This window comes from Corynebacterium crudilactis (assembly GCF_001643015.1).
In the GTDB taxonomy this organism is placed as follows: Bacteria; Actinomycetota; Actinomycetes; order Mycobacteriales; family Mycobacteriaceae; genus Corynebacterium; species Corynebacterium crudilactis.
In genome coordinates, this window is sequence record NZ_CP015622.1 from 1,628,816 (window position 1) to 1,650,065 (window position 21,250).

The 21,250-nt window shown below is 52.6% G+C and carries 19 protein-coding genes; all 19 read right to left on the reverse strand.

Going from position 1 to position 21,250, the window contains the following annotated elements; translation table 11 throughout:
• Positions 1-62: 62 nt before the first annotated feature.
• Positions 63-1,280 carry a phosphoglycerate kinase gene (pgk, locus tag ccrud_RS07670; protein WP_066565826.1) on the reverse strand — a complete coding sequence of 406 codons (1,218 nt, stop codon included), beginning with the start codon at positions 1,278-1,280 and terminating at the stop codon, positions 63-65.
• Positions 1,281-1,496: 216 nt separating this feature from the next.
• On the reverse strand, positions 1,497-2,501 hold the full coding sequence (gene gap / locus ccrud_RS07675; RefSeq protein ID WP_011897301.1) for a type I glyceraldehyde-3-phosphate dehydrogenase: 1,005 nt from the start codon (positions 2,499-2,501) through the stop codon (positions 1,497-1,499).
• A 494-nt stretch (positions 2,502-2,995) separates the two neighbouring features.
• A complete protein-coding gene (gene whiA, locus ccrud_RS07680; RefSeq protein WP_066565828.1) occupies positions 2,996-3,979 on the reverse strand; it encodes a DNA-binding protein WhiA in 984 nt (327 codons plus the stop codon).
• Positions 3,980-3,988: 9 nt separating this feature from the next.
• Positions 3,989-5,047 carry a gluconeogenesis factor YvcK family protein gene (locus ccrud_RS07685; protein WP_066565829.1) on the reverse strand — a complete coding sequence of 353 codons (1,059 nt, stop codon included), beginning with the start codon at positions 5,045-5,047 and terminating at the stop codon, positions 3,989-3,991.
• 16 nt (positions 5,048-5,063) lie between these two features.
• A complete protein-coding gene (rapZ, locus tag ccrud_RS07690; protein ID WP_066565833.1) occupies positions 5,064-5,993 on the reverse strand; it encodes an RNase adapter RapZ in 930 nt (309 codons plus the stop codon).
• Between the two features lie 47 nt (positions 5,994-6,040).
• On the reverse strand, positions 6,041-8,119 hold the full coding sequence (gene uvrC / locus ccrud_RS07695; protein ID WP_066565835.1) for an excinuclease ABC subunit UvrC: 2,079 nt from the start codon (positions 8,117-8,119) through the stop codon (positions 6,041-6,043).
• Positions 8,120-8,126: 7 nt separating this feature from the next.
• Positions 8,127-8,708: a PH domain-containing protein gene (locus ccrud_RS07700; RefSeq protein WP_066565837.1), complete on the reverse strand. Its 582-nt coding sequence runs from the start codon at positions 8,706-8,708 to the stop codon at positions 8,127-8,129.
• A 74-nt stretch (positions 8,709-8,782) separates the two neighbouring features.
• Complete coding sequence (ribH, locus tag ccrud_RS07705; RefSeq protein WP_066565839.1) at positions 8,783-9,262, reverse strand: 6,7-dimethyl-8-ribityllumazine synthase; 480 nt, start codon at positions 9,260-9,262, stop codon at positions 8,783-8,785.
• Positions 9,263-9,275: 13 nt separating this feature from the next.
• Positions 9,276-10,544 carry a bifunctional 3,4-dihydroxy-2-butanone-4-phosphate synthase/GTP cyclohydrolase II gene (locus tag ccrud_RS07710; RefSeq protein ID WP_066565843.1) on the reverse strand — a complete coding sequence of 423 codons (1,269 nt, stop codon included), beginning with the start codon at positions 10,542-10,544 and terminating at the stop codon, positions 9,276-9,278.
• Positions 10,545-10,555: 11 nt separating this feature from the next.
• Positions 10,556-11,194 carry a riboflavin synthase gene (locus ccrud_RS07715; protein ID WP_066565844.1) on the reverse strand — a complete coding sequence of 213 codons (639 nt, stop codon included), beginning with the start codon at positions 11,192-11,194 and terminating at the stop codon, positions 10,556-10,558.
• Positions 11,195-12,184, reverse strand: coding sequence for a bifunctional diaminohydroxyphosphoribosylaminopyrimidine deaminase/5-amino-6-(5-phosphoribosylamino)uracil reductase RibD (gene ribD / locus ccrud_RS07720; RefSeq protein WP_066565848.1), 990 nt, complete (start codon positions 12,182-12,184; stop codon positions 11,195-11,197). It lies immediately after the preceding gene.
• Positions 12,185-12,844 (reverse strand): ribulose-phosphate 3-epimerase, encoded by a 660-nt coding sequence (rpe, locus tag ccrud_RS07725; RefSeq protein ID WP_066565852.1) that lies wholly within the window; start codon positions 12,842-12,844, stop codon positions 12,185-12,187. It abuts the gene before it with no gap.
• Positions 12,845-12,889: 45 nt separating this feature from the next.
• Positions 12,890-14,446, reverse strand: a complete 1,557-nt coding sequence (locus tag ccrud_RS07730) for an RsmB/NOP family class I SAM-dependent RNA methyltransferase (protein ID WP_066565854.1) — start codon at positions 14,444-14,446, stop codon at positions 12,890-12,892.
• The gene (fmt, locus tag ccrud_RS07735) at positions 14,443-15,381 is read right to left on the reverse strand and encodes a methionyl-tRNA formyltransferase (RefSeq protein ID WP_066565855.1); all 939 of its coding nucleotides are present in this window, start codon (positions 15,379-15,381) and stop codon (positions 14,443-14,445) included. Before fmt ends, ccrud_RS07730 begins: the two co-directional genes overlap by 4 nt.
• 22 nt (positions 15,382-15,403) lie before the next feature.
• Positions 15,404-15,910 carry a peptide deformylase gene (gene def, locus ccrud_RS07740; RefSeq protein WP_066565858.1) on the reverse strand — a complete coding sequence of 169 codons (507 nt, stop codon included), beginning with the start codon at positions 15,908-15,910 and terminating at the stop codon, positions 15,404-15,406.
• A gap of 104 nt (positions 15,911-16,014) precedes the next feature.
• Positions 16,015-18,054, reverse strand: a complete 2,040-nt coding sequence (locus ccrud_RS07745) for a primosomal protein N' (RefSeq protein WP_066565860.1) — start codon at positions 18,052-18,054, stop codon at positions 16,015-16,017.
• 26 nt (positions 18,055-18,080) lie between these two features.
• On the reverse strand, positions 18,081-19,304 hold the full coding sequence (gene metK / locus ccrud_RS07750; protein ID WP_066565861.1) for a methionine adenosyltransferase: 1,224 nt from the start codon (positions 19,302-19,304) through the stop codon (positions 18,081-18,083).
• A gap of 105 nt (positions 19,305-19,409) precedes the next feature.
• Positions 19,410-20,687, reverse strand: coding sequence for a bifunctional phosphopantothenoylcysteine decarboxylase/phosphopantothenate--cysteine ligase CoaBC (gene coaBC, locus ccrud_RS07755; RefSeq protein WP_066569706.1), 1,278 nt, complete (start codon positions 20,685-20,687; stop codon positions 19,410-19,412).
• Positions 20,688-20,896: 209 nt separating this feature from the next.
• Positions 20,897-21,184 (reverse strand): DNA-directed RNA polymerase subunit omega, encoded by a 288-nt coding sequence (gene rpoZ, locus ccrud_RS07760; RefSeq protein ID WP_066565863.1) that lies wholly within the window; start codon positions 21,182-21,184, stop codon positions 20,897-20,899.
• Positions 21,185-21,250 lie beyond the last annotated feature (66 nt).

Below are 21,250 nucleotides of genomic sequence, written 5' to 3' on the forward strand. Positions count from 1 at the left end.
AAAGGGCCGTGTCGGACTTGGCTGAGCCAGATTTGGCTGTGCCGTTTTTGGCTGAGCCAGAATTACTGAGCGAGAATTGCAACGCCTGGGAGTTCCTTGCCTTCAAGGTACTCGAGGGATGCGCCACCACCGGTGGAGATGTGGGAGAAGCCGTCTTCGTTCAGGCCGAGCACGCGAACGGATGCTGCGGAGTCGCCACCGCCAACAACGGAGAATGCGCCGTTGCCTGCAGTTGCATCGATGATGGCCTGGGCGATGCCGCGGGTGCCCTCAGAGAATGCTGCGAACTCGAACACGCCCATTGGGCCGTTCCAGAAAATGGTCTTCGCGCTGCCCAGCACCTCTGCAAAGTTCTTGACTGCCTCTGGTCCGATATCAAGAGACATCCAACCCTCTGGAATGGAATCTAGATCGACGATCTTCTTCTCTGCGTCCTTGTTAAATTCGGATGCTGCAACCAGGTCAACTGGGAGAACGATCTTGTCACCGAAGCGTGCGAGCAGGTCGGTGCAGGTAGCCTTCATTTCTTCCTGCAGGAGGGACTGCTGAACATTGTGTCCCTGAGCTGCGAGGAAGGTGTAGCACATGCCGCCACCGACGATGATCTTGTCAGCCTTTGCAGCCAGTGCCTCAATAACACCGATCTTGTCAGAGACCTTGGATCCACCGAGAACCACAACGTAAGGTGCCTCTGGTGATTCTGCGATCTTTTCCAGAACGGAAATCTCGGTCTCTACCAGTCCGCCAGCGTAGTGTGGCAGCAACTTTGCAATGTCGTAGACGGAGGTCTGCGCGCGGTGGACAACACCAAAGCCGTCAGAGACGAATGCGCCGTTGTCTGCTGCAAGAGCTGCGAGCTCCTGAGCGAAAGCGGTGCGCTCTGCCTCGTCCTTGGAGGTTTCGCGTGGGTCGAAGCGCACGTTCTCCAGGAGCAGGATGTCGCCCTCGGTCAGGCCGTTTGCGCGCTCGTGTGCGTCTTCGCCAACAACGTCTGCCGCAAGTGCAACGTACTGGCCAAGTTCATCGGAGAGTGCCTCAGCGACAGGTGCGAGGGAGTACTTCTCGTTGACCTCGCCCTTTGGGCGGCCAAGGTGAGCCATGACGATGACCTTTGCGCCACCTTCGCTCAGTGCTTTAAGGGTTGGTAGGGAGGCAATGATTCGGCCCTTATCGGTGATCTCGCGGTCATCGTTGAGGGGAACATTGAAGTCAGATCGAACGATGACGTGGCGTCCGTCTACGCCTTCGTCGAGCAAGTCCTTGAGGGTCTTAACAGCCATGCCGTACTCCTTGGAGATTTGATTGTTTAAAAAATTCTTCTGGTGCAATGTGATGCACTGTCCCAGATTGCCACACATTGTGTGGCGCTGGCACCGGTATTCAATTGTATTGATTAAAGACACAAAATAGCCCGGGGTGCGCCGAGGCACACCCCGGGCTATTGGGATGACACATCACCGTGAGCATCGATCGCCCACGTTAGCGATGTGAACTAATTAGAGCTTGGAAGCTACGAGCTCGGTCAGACGCAGGAGCTGGCAGGTGTAGCCCCACTCGTTGTCGTACCAGGAAACAACCTTGACGGTGTTGCCGGAGACCTTGGTCAGGCCAGCGTCGAAGATGGAGCCGTGGGAATCGTGGACGATGTCGGTGGAAACCAGTGGCTCTTCAGAGTAAGCCAGGGTCTCGCCAAACTCGCCGACTGCAGCTTCCTTGATTGCAGCGTTGATGGACTCAACGGTGACCTCAGACTTGGTGTTGAAGGTCAGGTCGGTTGCGGAACCGGTGATAACTGGAACGCGAAGTGCGTAGCCGTCAAGCTTGCCCTTGAGCTCTGGGAGAACCAGAGCAACAGCCTTAGCTGCACCGGTGGAGGTAGGAACGATGTTGACTGCTGCTGCACGTGCACGACGCAGGTCGCCGTGAGGTGCATCGTGCAGGCGCTGGTCGCCGGTGTATGCGTGAACGGTGGTCATGAGGCCGTTCTCGATGCCGAACTTGTCGTTCAGGACCTTTGCCATTGGTGCGAGGCAGTTGGTGGTGCAAGATGCGCCGGAGATCACGTTGTGGTTCTCAGGATCGTAGGACTCGTGGTTCACACCGTAAACGAAGGTTGCGTCTTCGTTGCTTGCTGGTGCGGAGATGATGACCTTCTTGGCACCTGCTTCGATGTGAGCCTTAGCCGCGTTTGCATCGGTGAAGAAGCCGGTGGACTCGATCACGATGTCAACGTTGTGTGCAGCCCAGTCCAGGTTCTTTGGATCGCGCTCTGCGTAAACAGCGATGCGCTTGCCACCAACGGTGATGGAGTCATCGTCGTATTCAACTTCCTGGCCAAGGCGGCCCATGATGGAGTCGAACTTGAGAAGGGTGGAAAGGGTCTTATTGTCGGTGAGGTCGTTGACTGCAACTACCTCGAGATCGTCGCTGCGCTCCAGAACTGCGCGGAAGAAGTTACGTCCGATACGGCCAAATCCGTTAATACCAACACGAATGGTCATGTTGTGTCTCCTCTAAAGATTGTAGGAAATGCAATGTGCGAATCAGTTAGGTCAAACAGAGCGCCACACGCTCAATACTTCAAGCGAACAGAACCCAGGCGAGTGTGGTGAATTTTTCCAACTCACGCACCAAACCTACTCACATTGGCTAATTCGTCGAGTCAACTCCGTGTCAACCTGACTTCAACTTTAGCTGGCAAACAAAGATTCTGCAGAAGTTTCAAAATCATTCAAACACATTCAAAAATTAGGCTCGCCCCCAATAGGGGCTAATTCCAACACTTGCGCTAAATACTTTTTGCATGGAATGAACCTGAAATCGTTCGCATTGGCAACAATTCCCCCAAATGGGGCTAAATATGAATTGCATTACACTTTTACAAATCCACACAAGCCAGTCTCAAATTTGAAGCCAGTGTGAGTCAACTCACACTGGCCTTAATGGTAATCCCATTGATGTCGGTCGTTTTTATGTCACCACCGAGACGAAAATCTTAGATTTCCTCCATCAAATCCTCTGTCACCGCAGAGTTAGTATCAGCAATTCCTAATTCTTCAGCACGCTTATCTGCCATGGTGAGCAACCGGCGAATACGGCCAGCAACTGCGTCCTTGGTCATCTGAGGATCTGCCAACCTGCCCAATTCCTCCAAAGACGCCTGCCTATGCTGCACGCGCAATTGACCAGCCTGCGCCAAATGTTCCGGAACATCATCGCCCAGAATTTTCATAGCCAGTTCCACTCGCGCCGCAGCAGCCACCGCTGCACGTGCTGATCTGCGTAGATTAGCGTCATCGAAATTAGCTAAACGGTTGGCCGGAGTGCGATTTTCACGCTTAAGGCGTTTTTCCTCCCACAAAATGCGGGACCTTTGTGCGCCCATGCGTGTGAGTAATGCACCAATGGCTTCAGCATCTCGGACATGAACCCGGTCAGATCCTCTAGAATCCTTCGTCTTTGCAATCACGCCGATTCTTCTCGCACAACCAACAAGTGCCAACGCAGATTCTTGGCCAGGGCAAAATACTTCTAGCGAAGAAGACCTGCCCGGATCGCTTAATGAGCCACTGGCCAAAAATGCTCCACGCCATGCAGCTTCAGCATCACTGATCGTGCCACTGACAACAGCCGGTGCCAGGCCTCTGACCACATGGCCAGATCTGGTTACCAAACCAGTCCTCCGGGCAATCTCATCCGCATTGTCAATAATGCGGACAAGGTAACGCGGTGATTTTCTGCTGACTGTTGGATTGACCGTATGCACATCAACGTCCGAGTTATACAGCGTCTGAATAAACTGCTGCAATCTCTTTCCCGCGTGCAAGCTATCTAGGTTGGCTTCAATAACAAGCCTTCCTGCAACTACTTGCATTTCTCCCGCAAAGCGGAGAATAGCCGATACTTCAGCCGCACGAACGCTATTTTTGACAACATTAACTCGCGTCAATTCTTCTTTAATATCACTGGTAAGTGACACTGATACTCCTTAACGCTTTCGTGCTCCAGCAAAACTTCCCAAGAGTGCAGCGCTGAGCTTCGCCGGATCATGAATGCTGGTAAATCGACCGCGACCGTCTTCTGCTTGCACATCATGGAAAGATACTTCTGCACCAATTGTTCGAGCTGCACGTTCTACATGATCACGCTCAGTTGGTGAGGACAGCGTCTTTGCATCAACAATAACTTGATCGATCTGCAGGCTACGAGCATGCTGACGCAACACATGGATATGGCGTTCTGCAGAAAAACCTGCCGTCTCACCAGGTTCAGCGGTGAGGTTGAGCACCACAGTTTTGGTTGCTTTGGTCTGAGTCAGAGCCTCAATTACTTCAGGAATCAAAATATGCGGAATAACTGAAGAAAACCACGATCCAGGACCTAAAGTAACCAAATCAGCATCTAGAATCGCTTGGATAGCGGCAGGGTTAGGTTCAGGATTTTCTGGAATGATACGCACGCGACGTACTTGACCTGGGGTTGCAGCAACAGCTACTTGTCCTCGTACCTGACGCATCACACGTGGATCTGAATCTAATCCAGATACTTCGGCTTCTAGATCCAAAGGTTCAGCACATACTGGAATGATGCGGCCAGTTGCACCGGTTAGTGCAGCAATCCGGTCCAACGCATCTTGTGAGGTACCCAAAAGATCTGTCAAGGCGACGATCATGAGGTTTCCCAAGGCATGTCCAGCCAAGGCGCCATGCCCACCGAAACGGTGTTGCAGCAGGTTTTCCCATAATCCGCCCTCTTCTGCATCTGCAGTCAGAGCAGCAAGAGCCATGCGTAAATCGCCCGGCGGGATCTGTCCTAGTTCGCGTCGAATTCTGCCTGAGGAACCACCATCATCAGCAACTGTAACAATTGCGTTGATTTTATGAGGTGTGCAAATTCGAGCGGCACGCAGTGTTTGAAATAATCCATGTCCACCACCCAAACTGGTGATGACAGATGGCCGATCATCAGATGCTGCATCCGAATTCTTGGGCAGATCTGGTACCACTTCTTCTGGAGTATCTCCTGGGGCATCAAAGAAGGTCGTCAAGTAGATGGCCCCTTTCTTAGTGTCGGTTAATATCGCGGTGAACAACAGAGACATCTAGCTCTGTTTGATCCGCAAGTCTTTTGGCTAGTTCTTCGGACACGGCCACTGATCTGTGGTGTCCACCGGTGCAGCCCACACCTACTGTGATGAAGTTTTTACCCTCATGGCGGTATCCAGGAAGCATATCTTGCAGCATGCTCACAAAGTTATTCAGGAATTCTTCTGCACCTTTTTGGGACAGCACATAATCCGATACTGGCTTGTCCACTCCTCTAAAAGGACGTAATTCTGGAACCCAGAATGGGTTAGGCAGGAATCGGACATCCACCACGAAATCGGCATCCCGCGGTGAACCATGCTTGAAGCCAAAGGATTCAATGGTGACATGCTGAGTGCGGGTGGCAATGGTTCGGAAAGAAGATTCAATTGCCCTTCTCAGATCATGTACTGAGAGGTCAGAGGTATCAATGACCACCGATGCGTCTTCTTTAAGTAGAGACAACACAGTGCGTTCGCGTTCGATGCCTACCTGCAGTGTTTGGCTGCCTTGCAAAGGATGGGTGCGGCGAACATTATCAAAGCGTTTGATCAATACTTCATCGCGCGCTTCCAGGAACAGTACCGTGGGATCAAGCTTTCGGGCGCGAAGCTCTGTCACAACCTCTGGAAGGCTTCCTCTAAATTCACGAGAACGTACATCACATACCACTGCGATTTTATCCACGGGTGCGTCTTCCCTGGCACACATGTCTACGAATTCTAGGATCAGCTGTGGCGGGATATTGTGTGCCACGTACCAGCCTAAGTCTTCTAAGACTCGAGCAGCTGTGCTCAGCCCTGCTCCAGACATGCCTGTAATAATGACAGGAGTGAAATTGTCCCTGTATTTCACAGGGTTGTGTGATGCAGGCTGACCAGTGTGTGTGACCCCAGTGGATTGAATCATGGTTATATCCTAGCTATCTCCGGTGCTTCTTGTTATTGGTTCTTAATCTATTTAGATGCATGAAGTCCCTCGTATACGGCTTCGGCCAATTTTGGACCGAATCCTTTCACCTGAGAGATTTCTTCCGCACTTGCTTGTTTCAACTTCGCTACTGAACCAAAATGCTTCACCAATTCCGTTCTGCGACTTTGTCCCAGACCTTTAATGCTGTCCAGCTCAGAGACACGCATCCGCTTGGAGCGTTGCTGTCGGTGATAGGTGATCGCAAAGCGGTGTGCCTCATCGCGGATTTGTTGCAGCAAAAACAGTGCTTGGGAGTTACGTGGCAAAATTACTGGATCAGGATCACCTGGGATCCAAATTTCTTCCAATCTTTTTGCCAGTCCAATAAGCACCACATCGACAATGCCGAGTTCATCAAAAACTTCTTGTGCAGCAGCAACTTGGGGTGCACCACCATCGACTATAAATAGTTGCGGAGGGTAAGCGAAGCGACGTGCATCAGTGCTCATCTCTTCTACTTTTTCATCCGTAAAAGTAGAACCATCAAATTCTTCTGCTTCTGGAACAGCAAGTTTATCCTGGTTGTGGCGCAAAAAACGCCTACGCGTAATCTCCGCGATGGAGGCAACATCATTGGAGTATCCATCGCCAGCCGCTTCTTTAACCCGGTAGCGTCTGTAATCGGATTTCCGGGGCAGCCCATCTTCAAAGACCACGAGTGATGCCACCACATCGGTTCCTTGGATATGGGAGATATCCGTGCATTCTATGCGCAGCGGAGCTTGCTCCATATCGAGAGCTTCCTGCAGTTCTTGCAGCGCAGCAGAACGTGCTGTCAGATCGCCCACGCGCTTTAATTTGTGCTGTGTGAGCAGTTCCTTGGCGTTTCTTTCCACCGTTTCCATCAAGGCGCGCTTGTCCCCGCGTTGTGGCACGCGCACATCAATTCCGGCGCCGCGCAGCCCCTCCAAGACTTTGAGGGTTTGTTCCGCTTCATTTGGGCTGGCCTGCACCAGGATTTCACGGGGCACCACCGAAGCGCGCGTCACCGGGACAGCCTCTGCAAAAGAATGCTTATCGACGCCACGTCGCTCGATAACAGCAGCATCTTCCTCGGCTTCAGTTTCTGCTCGTTCCACAGCATCGCCGTAGAACTGCACGAGAAAATCTTGCATCAGAAATGGCAGTGCAGGATCTGTACTCTCAGGTTGGGTCGAAGCGTCGATAAGCAATTCGGCGTAATCGCCGGGCTTTTCCACAACCCAGCCGCGCTGGCCGCGGATTCGACCGCCTCTAATGTGGAAGATCTGTACGGCAGCTTCCAGATCATCCGTGGAAAACGCAATGATGTCTGCATCTGTGCCATCGCCCAAAACCACAGCTTGTTTTTCCATCACTTTATCAATGGCTTCAAGATCATCACGCAGCCGCGCAGCACGTTCAAAATCAAGTTCTTCGGCAGCGGCCATCATCTCTGTGTTGAGTTTGCGAGTAACTTTATCGGTGTGGCCTGCCATGAAGGACGTAAACCCAGTGACAATATCGCGATGTTCATCTTCGCTGACTCTGCCCACGCATGGCGCGGCGCATTTATCGATATAGCCCAATAGGCAGGGGCGCCCCAGATTTTCATGGCGGTTGAACACACCTTTGGAGCACGTGCGCATGGGAAAAATGCGAAGCAGTAAATCTAGTGTTTCTCGGACTGCCCAGGCATGGGAATATGGGCCAAAATAGCGCACTCCTTTGCGTCTTGGTCCGCGATAAAAGAAGGCGCGCGGAAACCTCTCCCCTGTGGATACTGCCAGCATGGGATAGGTTTTATCATCGCGATATTTAACATTAAAGCGCGGGTCAAAGCGTTTAATCCAGGTATATTCCAGCTGCAGCGCTTCCACTTCACTAGATACCACTGTCCACTCCACGGAGGAGGCCGCAAACACCATTTGGCGTGTGCGCGGATGCAATTGGGTGACATCTTGGAAATAGTTGGATAGACGAGAACGCAGGTTATTAGCCTTGCCGACATAGATTACTCGGCGGTTGTCATCCCTGAATTTATAAACACCCGGCTCCGTTGGAATTGTTCCTGGAGCCGGGCGATAGGTTGTTGGATCAGCCACAGCTTATTTAGTCCTCTGGCATGTACTTGTTTTCGAGCTCACGGAACACCGCAACAGCACGCACCACATCTTCACCATCACGGGATTGGAATGCCCACATTGGAACGAATTCAAAATCTGGAAGCTCCAATCGAGCTACGCTGCTGCCCTTGGGAAAAGACATTCCATAGATAACAGCCCATGGATAAAAACGGGTTCCAATGAAGTTGCGTACCTCTACCCCATCTTCATTAGCCCGCACGCGAGGTCGCTTCAAGCCAAGGAACAACACCACAGAAATAATAATGCCAATGGCAGGGAAAGCCAGGGTATCAATCGAGGTCACCGCAGCTCCAGTGAAATCAACATCCACCACTGCACCCATGAAAATATGTACGGCCATGACAACCACGACAGCTAACCAGGCAATTTTCTTCAGAAACTTGGTGGTTACTTCCAATTCCCACGGCTTTGTGGTGGTGGTACCAGCAAAAGCAGCAGTGTATTCCTGCAGCTCCGCATCGCTGAGTTTCACCTTTGGAGTCCCGACAGCGCCCGAATGTGCGTTGTTGATGTTGTTCGTTGCTCCGTCGGGGGCATTGGTTGTCACTTTTTCACAAATCCTTAGAACTATTTAGCAGTTGCACGCAGCCTGGAAAATTTTACACTTTCAATTCCAACAGTCTAACCCTGATTGGCTCGAATCTGAGAAAGCACGAGGGCAGTATCTAGTGCAGCAACCATCGCTTCAGCACCTTTATCCTCGACAGATCCTTCGCCACCGGAGCGTTCTACTGCTTGTTCTTCGGTGTTGGTGGTCAACACACCATTGCCAATTGGAGTGGAGGTATCTAAGGCAATGCGGGTTAGGCCTTCGGTGACAGAATCGCAGACATAATCAAAATGCGGGGTGCCGCCACGAACCACACAGCCCAATGCCACCACGGCATCATGGGTGCGCGCTAATTCCTGAACAACCACAGGAAGCTCGAGGGCTCCTACAACGCGGTATTCATGGACGGTAGCTCCTGCAGCACGACCTGCGTCAACGGCGTGCTTGTGCAAACGATCGCAGATTTCTGCGTTCCAACGTGCGGTGACAACTGCGACGCTTAAGCCGGAGGCGTCAGGGAGATCAACGGTGGGCAGTCCTTCTTTAGCCATTTTTTAAACTCCTTTAGTTTTCTGGATGTTCGTGTTCCCACGCAGCAACATCTGGTAGATCATGTCCCATGCGGTCACGTTTGGTTTTGAGGTAACGAACATTATCTTCATGCACCGCTACTGGGATTGGTGTGCGGCTGGCAATGGAAATGCCATGGCCTTCCAAACCAATCTTTTTAGCCGGATTGTTGCTGATCAGGTTGAGGGAACGCACACCCAAGTCATAAAGAATCTGCGCACTGGTGCCAAATTCGCGAGCATCTGCAGGCAGGCCAAGAGCAAGGTTGGCGTCCACAGTATCTGCGCCTTCATCTTGAAGTTGATAAGCGCGCAGTTTGGCAAGGAGCCCAATGCCACGGCCTTCATGTCCACGCATATAGACAACTACTCCCCGACCAGCTTCCGCAATCATCTTGAGGGATTCATGCAGCTGCTGGCCACAATCGCAGCGACGGGAACCAAAAACATCGCCAGTCAAGCACTCAGAGTGGACTCGCACCAAAACGTTTTCACCGCCTTCAGCTGCTACATCACCGGCAACGATGGCCACCAACTCAGTGCCATCAACGATGGAGCGGTAACCAACTGCCTTAAAAGTGCCAAATTCAGTAGGCAACACAGTCTCTACCTGGCGCTCTACCAGCACTTCATTTTTGCGACGCCACTGAATAAGCTGCTCAATAGAAATCAGCTTTAGTCCGTGCTCATCGCAGAAACGACGAAGTTCTGGCACACGTGCCATTCCGGTAGGATCTTCTTCGCTGACCACTTCACAAATAACACCAGCTGGGCGCAGGCCTGCGGCACGCGCGAGATCCACGGCAGCTTCAGTGTGTCCGGCACGTACTAATACGCCGCCTTCACGGGCGCGCAAAGGAACAACGTGGCCTGGTCGAGTGAAATCCGTACGTACTGCTTCTGGATCGGCCAACAGACGCAAGGTATGAGCGCGGTCAGTAGCAGAAATACCTGTGGTGCCAGTATTTGCATCAACGGTCACGGTGTATGCGGTGCCACGAGCATCCTGGTTGTGGGCAGTCATGGGTGGCAGATCAAGACGATCTGCATCTTCTGAGGTTAATGGGGCACAGATATAGCCGGAGGAATAGCGCACCATGAAAGCCACTAGCTCTGGGGTGGCTAGCTCCGCTGCGAAGATGATATCGCCTTCATTTTCACGATCTTCATCATCAACCACTACCACAGCTTTGCCTGCTGCAATATCCGCGATTGCTTCTTCTACGGAATCTAATTGACTGGGTATCTGGGTGTTTTCACTCATGATGTCTAAACCTAGTCTTTCGCTAAATCGGTGTTGTCGTGGGGCGCAGCTGTTTGCCCAAAGCCTGGAAGCATCATGCGTTCTACATATTTGGCAATCACATCAACTTCCACATTGACCATGTCGCCGGCGACTAATTCACCATGGGTGGTATCGCGCAGCGTAGTGGGGATCAAGGACACTTCAAACCAGTCATCGCCAAGGGAAGACACAGTCAAGGATGTGCCATTGAGTGCGATGGAGCCTTTTTCCACCACATAGCGTGCGAGCTCTACAGGTAACTCAAAACGCAGCACATCCCAGTTTTCGGAGCTGGTGCGCTCACGCAGTGTGGTGGTGGCATCAACATGGCCTTGCATAATGTGCCCACCGAGGCGGCCATCAGCAGCCATCGCGCGTTCCAGATTGACTTTGCTGCCTGTGTTTAAAGTGCCTAGAGAGCTGCGGTCAAGTGTTTCCTGCATGAGATCAGCAGTGAAATGTCCTTCATCAAAAGATGCGACAGTCAAGCAAACACCATTGACAGAGATGGAATCTCCCAAATGCACGCCCTCTAAGACGGTGGTGGCTGCGATCTCCATGCGAATGGAATCTCCCAGGTATTCTACACCTGCAACGGAACCTAATTCCTCGACGATACCTGTAAACATTTAGTGTTTCTTCCTCATCATCATTTCTATCAACACATCTGAGCCCAACTGCCTGACGGAGGTCGTCTCAAAACGCATAATTTCATCCATTGTGGTCTCTTGAGGCCACGTTAATACAGATTTACCAGCACCCAATAACGCCGGAGCAATATAGGCCTGTACCTGATCAACTACCCCTAAACGCAGCGCAGACGCAGCCAAAGCTGGACCACCTTCGATCAAAATGTCTCGGCATCCTGTATCCCATAGCGCGCTCAAGGCCTCGGGTATTCCCGCATACTGCTCATATCCCAGTTGCGCGAGATGCGAAGAATCTGGAACCTCACGAGATCCAATCACAACCCGGCGCGGTTGGTGCTCATACAGTCCTGTGTCTGTGCGTGCGGTCAGTGAGGGATTATCACTAAGTACTGTGCCTGTACCCACGATGATGGCGTCTCTTTTACTACGGTCCTCGTGGACATATGCCCTGGCTGTATCACCGGTAATCCATTGGCTGGTGCCGTCCGTAGCTCCGGAAAAGCCATCTAGGGTGGAGGCAAACTTGAGGGTCACATGGGGACGGCCGAGGCGTGTAGCGCTCAGCCATGGTTGCAGGGCGCGGATGGGCTGATCTAAAAAGTGCGTGTCGACGCCGGCCGCCCGCAGAAATTCCGCTCCGCCTGCTGCTGACGGGAAGGGATCTGCGTTGGCATAAAACACCTGGCGTATTCCGGCGTCGAGAAGCGCCTTGGAGCATGGACCGGTGCGGCCATAGTGGTTACAGGGTTCTAGGGTGACCACAGCTGTGCCGCCGTGTGCGCGGGCACCGGCCGCGTGCAGCGCGACGACTTCTGCATGTGGTCCCCCTGGAGGTGCGGTCGCTCCGATGCCGATGACATCGCCATCGGCATCTAGAATGACCGCGCCTACTGCCGGATTAGGGCTAGTGGTGCCGCGAACTGCATCTGATGCTTGGTGCGCCAGATCTAAAGCATGAGCAATATCCATTTACTGTGCGAGTGCTCGCAGCTCCTGGATCGCCTTATTTGGATCCTGGGCGCCGTATACGGCAGAACCTGCAACAAATGCGTCTACGCCTGCTTCTGCTGCCTGTTTAATGGTCTTTGTGCTGATGCCACCATCGATTTCAATAATGGTATTCAATCCGCGCTCGTCAATGACCTTGCGCAAGGTGCGCACCTTATCCAGCTGGTCTGGCATGAAGCTTTGTCCACCGAAACCAGGCTCTACGCTCATGACGATGACTTCATCAAAGTGTTCTAGATCATCGAGGTAATCTTCGATGGGAGTTCCTGGGCGCAGGGAAAAGCCTGCGCGTACGCCCTTGGAGCGGAGGTACTTAGCTAGTGCGACGTGCTCATCGGTGGCTTCCACGTGGAAGATGATGCAATCTGCTCCGGCGTCGATGTAGCTGTCTACCCACTTTTCTGGGTTTTCAATCATGAGGTGCACATCGAGCTCTTTGTCGGTCACGCGGTTGACCGCAGCGGTGATATCCGCGCCGAAGCTCAAATTGGGTACAAAATGGCCGTCCATGATGTCGACGTGAATCCAGTCGGCATCAGGGACGGCCAAAATATCTTCTCCCAATCGGGAGAAATCTGCAGCCAGAATGGATGGGGCGATGAGAGGAGTACGTTGTGCCATGTCCTAAATCATAGCCCTCTTAGCAATCCGGCTTAGATCACAGGGTTAGTTCTTGCGTAGCACTGCTACGAACATGGCATCGGTGCCGTGGCGGTGTGGCCACATCTGCACTGATTTCTGCTCACCGGTATTGGTCATGCCTGGCATGTACTCGGCTGCATTGAGTTCTTCGACATCCAAAGAGGCCACTGCTTTATCTACGATGTCGCGGGTTTCGCGGATATCAGGGGAACAGGTGGAATACACTACGACGCCACCGGAACGTACTCGTTTCACCGCAGATTCCAACAGCTCGTACTGCAAGGTATTGAGTTGTGCGATATCGCTTTCCTGCTTGCGCCAGCGAGCTTCTGGGCGACGACGCAGCGCACCCAGGCCGGAACATGGAGCATCCACTAGTGCGCGATCGTATCCACCCTGGAGGTGAATGTTGCGGCCATCGCCCACATGTACCTTCACTGGTAAACCACGCACAGACTTTTCAATCAGGCGTGCACGGTGATCAGAGATCTCCACGGCATCGACCTTTGCACGATCCATACGTGCCAGCGCACCAATGAGCGCTGCCTTGCCACCAGGACCAGCACACATATCCAACCAACGACCAGAATCAGTGCCCTGCACTGGAATCTCTACTAACGCACGGGCAATCAACTGAGAGCCTTCATCCTGTACGGAGGCAAGGCCTTCCTTGACTGGCTCAATATCTGCTGGGTCGCCACCTTCTAGGTAGACAGCGTATGGAGAGTACTTGCCCTCTTCGCCACCAGTAATCAGAGCCAATTCCTCAGCGCTAATTTCACCCGGACGAGCAACCAGGTGCACTACTGGGCGCAAAGAGTCCGCAGCAAGTGCCTCTTCCAATTCCTCTGCAGGAAGCACCTTGGCAAAACTCTGCGCGATCCACTGAGGGTGCGCGGTGCGGAATGCCACACGTGCAAGCTCTTCTGCAGGTTCTAGTTCTTCCAACCACTGCTCAGGGCTCTTGCGGGTGATATTGCGCAAAATCGCGTTCGCAAAGCCAGTTGCCTGGAACTTCTTCAAACCGCCGACCATTTTTACCGAGGTATCTACTGCCGCATGATCTTCCACGCGCATAAACATCACCTGGTAGGCACCGATACGCAAAATATCCAATACCTCTGGATCAATATCGGAAAGTTCACGCCCGGATGCTGCCTTAATCACCTCATCCAGCAGCCCTGCATTACGCAAAGTGCCATAGGTAATCTCGGTGGTAAACGCCGCGTCACGGCTATCAAGGTTGTTCTTGGTCAACAGACGTGGCAACACCAAGTTGGCATAAGCCTCACCGGTACGGACACGATCAAGTACTTCAAAAGCAATTTCCCTTGGCTTATCGACGCCCAGAGCCCTCAATTCCCTCGGCTGAGCCGGGGCCTTACGGTTGCTGTTGCCACTTGCACGGCCCGTGGCTCGTGCTGGCTCCTTTTTAGAGGCACCTCGACCCTGACCTCGACTCTGTCCACCAGCGCCCTTTGCAGGTGCACCCCGCTTCGCAGCGGGAGCCTGCTTGGCTGCTGGAGCTTCTTGTGCTTTTGGGGTCCTGGAGCGGAATCCGCCAGATTTTTCAAGGCTCATAGAAATTTCGCTTCCTGATTAAGTTGGACACCGCGCGCCCAGTCTGCTGCATTCATCATTTTCTTTCCTGGAGGCTGAATCTGACCCAGAATAATTGGTGTTGTGCCAGTTCCCACCAGCACAGCATTTTTTTGCGCCATAATCGCGCCGGGTGCCAGCTCGAGGTCGTCGCCTGAGTGGCCAATTGGGCTGACCTTGAGGCGAGCGTCGACAAGCGTGGTCCATGCACCTGGTCCTGGCGTATGTGCCCTGATGTGACGATCAATCACCTCTGCCGGCTGCGTCCACTCAATCTGCGCATCTTGCGTGGTGATCTTGGACGCATAAGAGGCATCACCCTCCTGCTCCCGCGGGCTGATTGTGCCCTGCTCCAAACCAGTCATGGTCTCCACAAGAAGATCTCCACCGGAATACGCAAGGCGAGTGAGCAAATCATCAGCAGTATCAGTCTGCTGGATGGCATCTTCCAACGTGGACAAAATAAGACCAGTATCCAAACCTTCATCAATGCGGAAGGTCGTAGCACCAGTAACCTGATCCCCCTCACGAATCGATGCTTGCACTGGTGCCGCACCACGCCATGCAGGCAGCAAAGAAAAGTGCAGGTTCACCCAACCATGAGGTGCAACATCAAGCAGATCCTTGGTGATCAACTGACCATAAGCCACCACTGGCAAACAATCAGGAGCAAGCTCAGCAAGACGCGTACGAATAGCTTGCCCGTCTTCTGTATCAGCCTTCAAAGAAGTTGGCTTCAACACTTCAATCCCATACTGCTGCGCTAATTCAGCAACAGCAGAAGGATGCAATGTACGGCCGCGACCACGACGTGCATCCGGCTGAGTCAACACAGCAACAACTTCATGATCGGAATCGATGAGTTTTTGCAGTGCTACCACTGCAGGTTCCGGAGTTCCGGCAAAAACTAGGCGCATGGAGTGCCCTCTCTCATCATTTTTAGTTGAACCACGCAGACGCACGAATAACGCCCATCGCAGTTTTACGTTCCGCTTGATCAAGACGCTTCAAAAACAGTACGCCGTCCAAGTGATCAGTTTCGTGTTGGATACACCGGGCAAGCAAGCCATTAGCCACAAAACCTACCGAATTACCGTCACGGTCCTTGCCAGACAAACGCACAGTTTCATAGCGAGTGGTTTCTGCCGACACATCCGGGATAGACAGACAACCTTCATTACCTCGCTGAGTATCTTCAGTCACCGGCTCCCACACTGGGTTCACGATATGCCCGCGTAGGCCGCCTTCCTGATGAGAGGTATCAAAGACAAATACGCGCCGTAGAACACCAATCTGATTTGCGGCCAGGCCAACGCCACCTGCATCTTCCATGGTTTCAAACATGTCATCAATAAGGGTGGACAGTGATTCATCGAAGTCACGGACCTCATCAGCCCGACTTGTTAAGACGGGATCACCAAATAATCTGACTTCACGAACAGCCATGGTTGTAGGAAAACTCCTTAAATATTTTCTGCAGGTGCACAATCTAGATACCCATCTTATATCCCCCATGCGACACCACAGTATTAAGCAGTTAAGCAGCACCTTTAACCAATATGAATCGGATCCATTTGGATACGCAAGGGCAAATCCTTCTTCCGCGCAGCACGCGAGACCTGAGCGGTTCGAAGCGCTGTCCCCAACTCCGAACGAGGCCCCAACGGCGTACGAATCAACAACCGCTGCGCCGGACCAAAGCGCTGTTCATCATATTCACCAGGCAAACTCACACCAGGCGGCAAATCAACAGGCCCTAACACCTCAGCATGTTCTGGCAACTCCGCACACTCCAGGAAACTCTCCAGCGCAGCAGTCGCACCATCAATAGCAGCCATATGCACAGAAGGAGGAAAAGCCACCTCCCGCCTGCTCTCTAATTCCTGCGCAGCAGCACCTGCTATATCCCAGCGAATCAGAGACTGCACCACAGGGAAAGAAGGATCCGCCACCACAATGACCTGCCCCTGGTGGAGATGAGAATGCACCAATGTCGCCGCAGCTGCCCATTTATGCAACGTTTCTTCCATCGCGCGCAGATCCTGCCTGCCCATCAACGCCCACGTATCCAGAAGAAGCAAAGCACCATAAGCACCTTTGAGCTCAGCAGTAGTTGTCACATACGGTTCCGCGCCGGGAGTAGAGACCACAATGCTGGCTCGATTCTCCACCGCATCAATGATCTTATTGCCACCCGAAGTAATCACCCTTACCGAAGGAAAAGCTCGGCCCAGTTCTTCTGCCGTGCGCTCAGTACCCAGCACAACAGCGCGCAGTTTAGGCGATCCACAATTTTGACACTTAAACCGCGAATCCAACCGACCACACCAGCGACAGGTCGGCACACCAGCTAAATTCGCACTACCCTGAGGCAAACTTAAAGGACCATTACAGTGCCGACAACGAGCTGGGTTGCGACAATTTCCACACGCCAAAGTGGGAACATAACCTTTTCGTGGCACTTGAATGAGCACCGGTTGATTACGTTCTAGTGCCGCACGCACCGCATGAAAAGCCAGAGCTGGCAATCTTGCAGATCTTGCCATCGGATCGCGTTCCATCTGAAAATCCGAATCACCCACCGCCTGAATACGCGGCATACGTGTGCGCACCGTATCGCGTGCTGCGATGAGATTGTGCATCCAGCCAGATTCCACCAACAATTGAGCTTCAGCAGTGCGCGCATGCCCAGCAATAATCAACGAGCTCCCCTCCAAGCTCGACCGGGTAGTCAGTACTTCCCTAGCGTGCGCATACGGGGCTCGCGGATCAACCAGGTTGTCATCACCATCATTTAAAATGATGGCCAACTTCAGATCCTGCACAGGAGCAAACGCAGCACTGCGTGTTCCGATAACAAGGCGTCCCTGTCCGCTGAGCACAGACAAGAAACGGCGATACCTCGCCTGTGGACCCAATCCAGAATTCAACACCGTGATCTGTTTTGCAGCAATCAACGTGCGCAATGCAGCTTCCAGCCGGTCCAGATCTCGTTGATCCGGGACCACAATTAACGCGCCACCACCATCTTTGACCACCTTGACAGCCAAAGAAGCAAGAGCCAAAGCCCAATCGTCGCCCGGTGCAATCTGCCAGGCCGCACGAGCCGTTGTTCCAGCTAACACTGCATCCACAAAGGATTGACCATGCTGATACGCCGACCAGGAGGAAAGATCAGGCTCTTTAGCCTCCCCCAATGACTCCCAGGACGTAGATGTATCCGAGTCCTCTGCTCCAGCATTCCGAGATGGCAACGCTGATCGAATCAGATCTGAACGCACACCGCCATAACGAGCACTGAGCTGTTCAATCAATTGGGCAGTCTGCGGAGGATAAACCACGATGGGGGAAATAACACGATCCAACCACATCAACCGACCCTCATGTGTTGTCTCCGTAATACGAGAATCCACAATGGCATCTACTAAGCGACCACCAAAACGAATACGTACCCGCACACCAGGCTGCACATCCTCGTGCTGGTCTTCGCTAATGCGGTAATCGAAAAGTCGATCCAAATGAGGCAAGCCCAACAACGGCAAAACCCGCGCCACCGACTTTTCAGGAGCGGGGACACGGGTTTTTGACATAAATCCGAAGATACTACATCAGATTTTTAAACCAACTTGAGGGCTGTTTGAAGTGCTTCGACGCGGTTGATAGCTTCCCAAGGAAGATCCAAATCAGTACGACCAAAGTGTCCGTACGCAGCAGTCTCAGAGTAGATCGGACGCAGCAGATCGAGCTCACGAATAATAACTGCAGGACGCAGGTCAAAGACCTCCAACACAGCAGCTTGAATCTGCTCGGTGCTCAAGCCTTCCTTGTTGGTGCCAAATGTTTCCACATAAAGGCCAACTGGCTTTGCGCGACCAATTGCGTACGCAACCTGCACTTCAGCACGTTTTGCCAGACCAGCTGCCACAATGTTCTTCGCTACCCAACGCATGGCATAAGCAGCAGAACGGTCAACCTTGCTTGGATCCTTACCGGAAAACGCTCCGCCACCGTGACGTGCCATGCCACCGTAGGTATCCACGATGATCTTGCGTCCGGTCAGTCCGGCATCGCCCATTGGGCCACCGAGGATGAAGGAACCTGAAGGGTTAATCAGCACAGTGATATCTTCAGTAACCAGGTTTTCGATGCCCGCATCTTGAACAACCCAATCAATGACATGCTCACGGAGCTGAGTTTCCAGCCATGCGCGATCAACTTCAGGATCATGCTGGGTGGAAATAACCACGGTATCCAGGTGCGATGGTTGATCTTGCGCATCGTAGGCGAAAGTAACCTGGGTTTTTCCGTCTGGACGCAGGTGAGGAACAATGCTTTCCTTGCGCACCTGCGTCAGACGACGAGCAAGACGGTGTGCCAAGGCAATCGGAAGAGGCATGTACTCTTCGGTTTCATCAGTGGCATAGCCAAACATCAAGCCCTGGTCACCAGCGCCAGCACGGTCATCTTCTTCCACATCGCTGTTTGCGCGAGCTTCATCAGAGTGGTCCACGCCAGCTGCAATTTCCTGGGACTGCTCACCAATGGAGACAGAGACACCACAGGTACGGCCATCAAAGCCCACCTCTGAGGAGTTGAAGCCGATTTCGATGAGCTTGTTGCGGACTAGTTGTGGGATTTCCACATACGCGCTGGTACGTACCTCGCCGACCACATGGACGATTCCGGTGGTGACCACTGTTTCCACAGCGACGCGTGAATGTGGATCCTTTTCCAGCAGCGCGTCCAAAATGGTATCGGAAATCGCATCACATATTTTGTCTGGATGTCCCTCAGTTACAGATTCACTGGTAAACAAACGGACGGCGGTTGGCTGAGCCACAAATGCCCTTCTTTCGAAGAATTCGGAATAAATAGTCTTAAATACAAAAGACCAATATAGACCAAGCTGTCTAAATCTGCAATGCTGGTGGTCTAGGGCACCTTTTTAAGCGTTTCGAAATGCTACTGCAGCATCCCAAATCTGCGCAGAAACCTCAATTTTACTCCCGTGTACAACCTCGGAGACGCCACCTGTCGCATCCAAAATCCATCCCTGATTATGCTTTTGACCAAATACCTTGCCTTTGCCTACCTCATTGCACATCAGTAGGTCACAGCCCTTCTTCTGCAGCTTTTTGCGTGCATACTCCAGCGCACTGGTACCTTCATCACCGGTTTCTGCAGCGAAACCTACAATAATAGGATTCTTTGACAATTCCCCCTTGCTACGGCGTGTCACAGTGGTAGCCAAAATATCTGGGTTTTCTACCAAGCTGATGGTGCTCAACGCATCTTCGCCGGCATCGGAGCCCTTCTTCAGCTTGGATGTAGCCTGAGTTGCTGGTGTGAAATCTGCTACAGCAGCTGCCATCACAATGAAATCAGCATCTACTGCATGCTTATGGACAGCCTCATACATATCTTGAGTGGATACCACTGGCACGATCTCTGCGCCTGCTGGCACCGAGAGTTCTGCCACACTGCCCGCCACGATGGTTACCTTGGCGCCACGCTGTGCGGCGATCTCGCCCAGAGCAAAACCCTGGCGCCCCGAAGAACTATTTCCAATAAAACGCACTGGATCAATATGCTCATGCGTACCGCCGGCTGTGATCACCACCTTTTTGCCCACCATATCTTGAGGCAAGCGGGTACCAGCATGGATTGCATTGGCAAGATCAACAATCTGCTCAGGATCAGGAAGCCGTCCTGGGCCGGTATCCTTACCAGTCAAGCGACCATGCGCTGGCTCAAGGACAGTGATCCCCCGGGAGCGCAATGTCGCAACATTTGCCACAGTAGCCGGGTTAAACCACATCTCAGTATGCATAGCTGGCGCAATGACCACTGGGCAGGTAGCAACAAGCAGCGTGGCCGCCAAGAGATCATCACCCCGACCCATCACAATGCGGGCCATCAAATCAGCTGTAGCAGGTGCAATCACGATAAGATCCGCCTCCTGCCCCACTTTCACATGCTGTACAGAATCCACCGCATCAAAGACAGTCGTGGACACTGGGTTGCCAGAAAGTGCTTCAAAGGTTGCCTTGCCCACAAAGTTCAATGCAGCCTCAGTGGGCACTACTCGCACGTTATCGCCGGTCTCTTTAAAAGCCCTGACAATATGGCACGCCTTATAGGCTGCAATGCCACCAGCAACACCAACAACAATGTTGCGGGGCCGGGGCTGGGAGGCGCTAGTAGAACTTGAAGCATTATCCATGGTGGGCACTCAACAATCCTTATAAAACGAGGTTGGCGGGGTTCTCAAAACACTCTAGCGTCCCAGTGATATAAATTTTCCACTCCGCTTATCCACCACACCCCATACGCTGCCGTACAAAGACACAAATCACCCACCTAGCACGGGGTGTGCTGGGTGGGTGATTTGTGCGTTATGTGAAGTTATAGGTCACTTTTTAAAAAAAGTTTTTAACCTTCTTCGTGGTCCAACAGACCTGCATTGATCTCACGCAGTGCGATGGAAAGAGGCTTCTCTCCTGGCTGCGGAGTTACCAATGGGCCGATGAACTCGAATACTCCCTCATCTGCCTGATGGTAGAAGCTGTTGATCTGACGCGCGCGCTTAGCGGCGAAGATCACGAGGGCGTACTTGGAAGTGACCTTATCCAGCAGTTCGTCAATCGGAGGAGCAGTAATGCCCACTGGTGGATCGAAGACAGCATTGGTGGCGTTGGTCTCGTTGCTCACGTTGGTCACTGACACCTTTTCAAAAGTATATGGACAGTAGTGTTAAGAGCGGGAAAGGTTGCTCAATCGAAAAAG

Excerpts from the sequence above, each read along its gene's own strand:
- pgk (WP_066565826.1), bottom strand. The coding sequence starts at position 1,280 with ATGGCTGTTAAGACCCTCAAGGACTTGCTCGACGAAGGCGTAGACGGA.
- gap (WP_011897301.1), bottom strand. The coding sequence starts at position 2,501 with ATGACCATTCGTGTTGGTATTAACGGATTTGGCCGTATCGGACGTAAC.
- rapZ (WP_066565833.1), bottom strand. The coding sequence starts at position 5,993 with ATGATTCAATCCACTGGGGTCACACACACTGGTCAGCCTGCATCACAC.
- ribH (WP_066565839.1), bottom strand. The coding sequence starts at position 9,262 with ATGGCTAAAGAAGGACTGCCCACCGTTGATCTCCCTGACGCCTCCGGC.
- ccrud_RS07710 (WP_066565843.1), bottom strand. The coding sequence starts at position 10,544 with ATGAGTGAAAACACCCAGATACCCAGTCAATTAGATTCCGTAGAAGAA.
- ccrud_RS07715 (WP_066565844.1), bottom strand. The coding sequence starts at position 11,194 with ATGTTTACAGGTATCGTCGAGGAATTAGGTTCCGTTGCAGGTGTAGAA.
- ribD (WP_066565848.1), bottom strand. The coding sequence starts at position 12,184 with ATGGATATTGCTCATGCTTTAGATCTGGCGCACCAAGCATCAGATGCA.
- rpe (WP_066565852.1), bottom strand. The coding sequence starts at position 12,844 with ATGGCACAACGTACTCCTCTCATCGCCCCATCCATTCTGGCTGCAGAT.
- ccrud_RS07730 (WP_066565854.1), bottom strand. The coding sequence starts at position 14,446 with ATGAGCCTTGAAAAATCTGGCGGATTCCGCTCCAGGACCCCAAAAGCA.
- fmt (WP_066565855.1), bottom strand. The coding sequence starts at position 15,381 with ATGCGCCTAGTTTTTGCCGGAACTCCGGAACCTGCAGTGGTAGCACTG.
- def (WP_066565858.1), bottom strand. The coding sequence starts at position 15,910 with ATGGCTGTTCGTGAAGTCAGATTATTTGGTGATCCCGTCTTAACAAGT.
- ccrud_RS07745 (WP_066565860.1), bottom strand. The coding sequence starts at position 18,054 with ATGTCAAAAACCCGTGTCCCCGCTCCTGAAAAGTCGGTGGCGCGGGTT.
- coaBC (WP_066569706.1), bottom strand. The coding sequence starts at position 20,687 with ATGGATAATGCTTCAAGTTCTACTAGCGCCTCCCAGCCCCGGCCCCGC.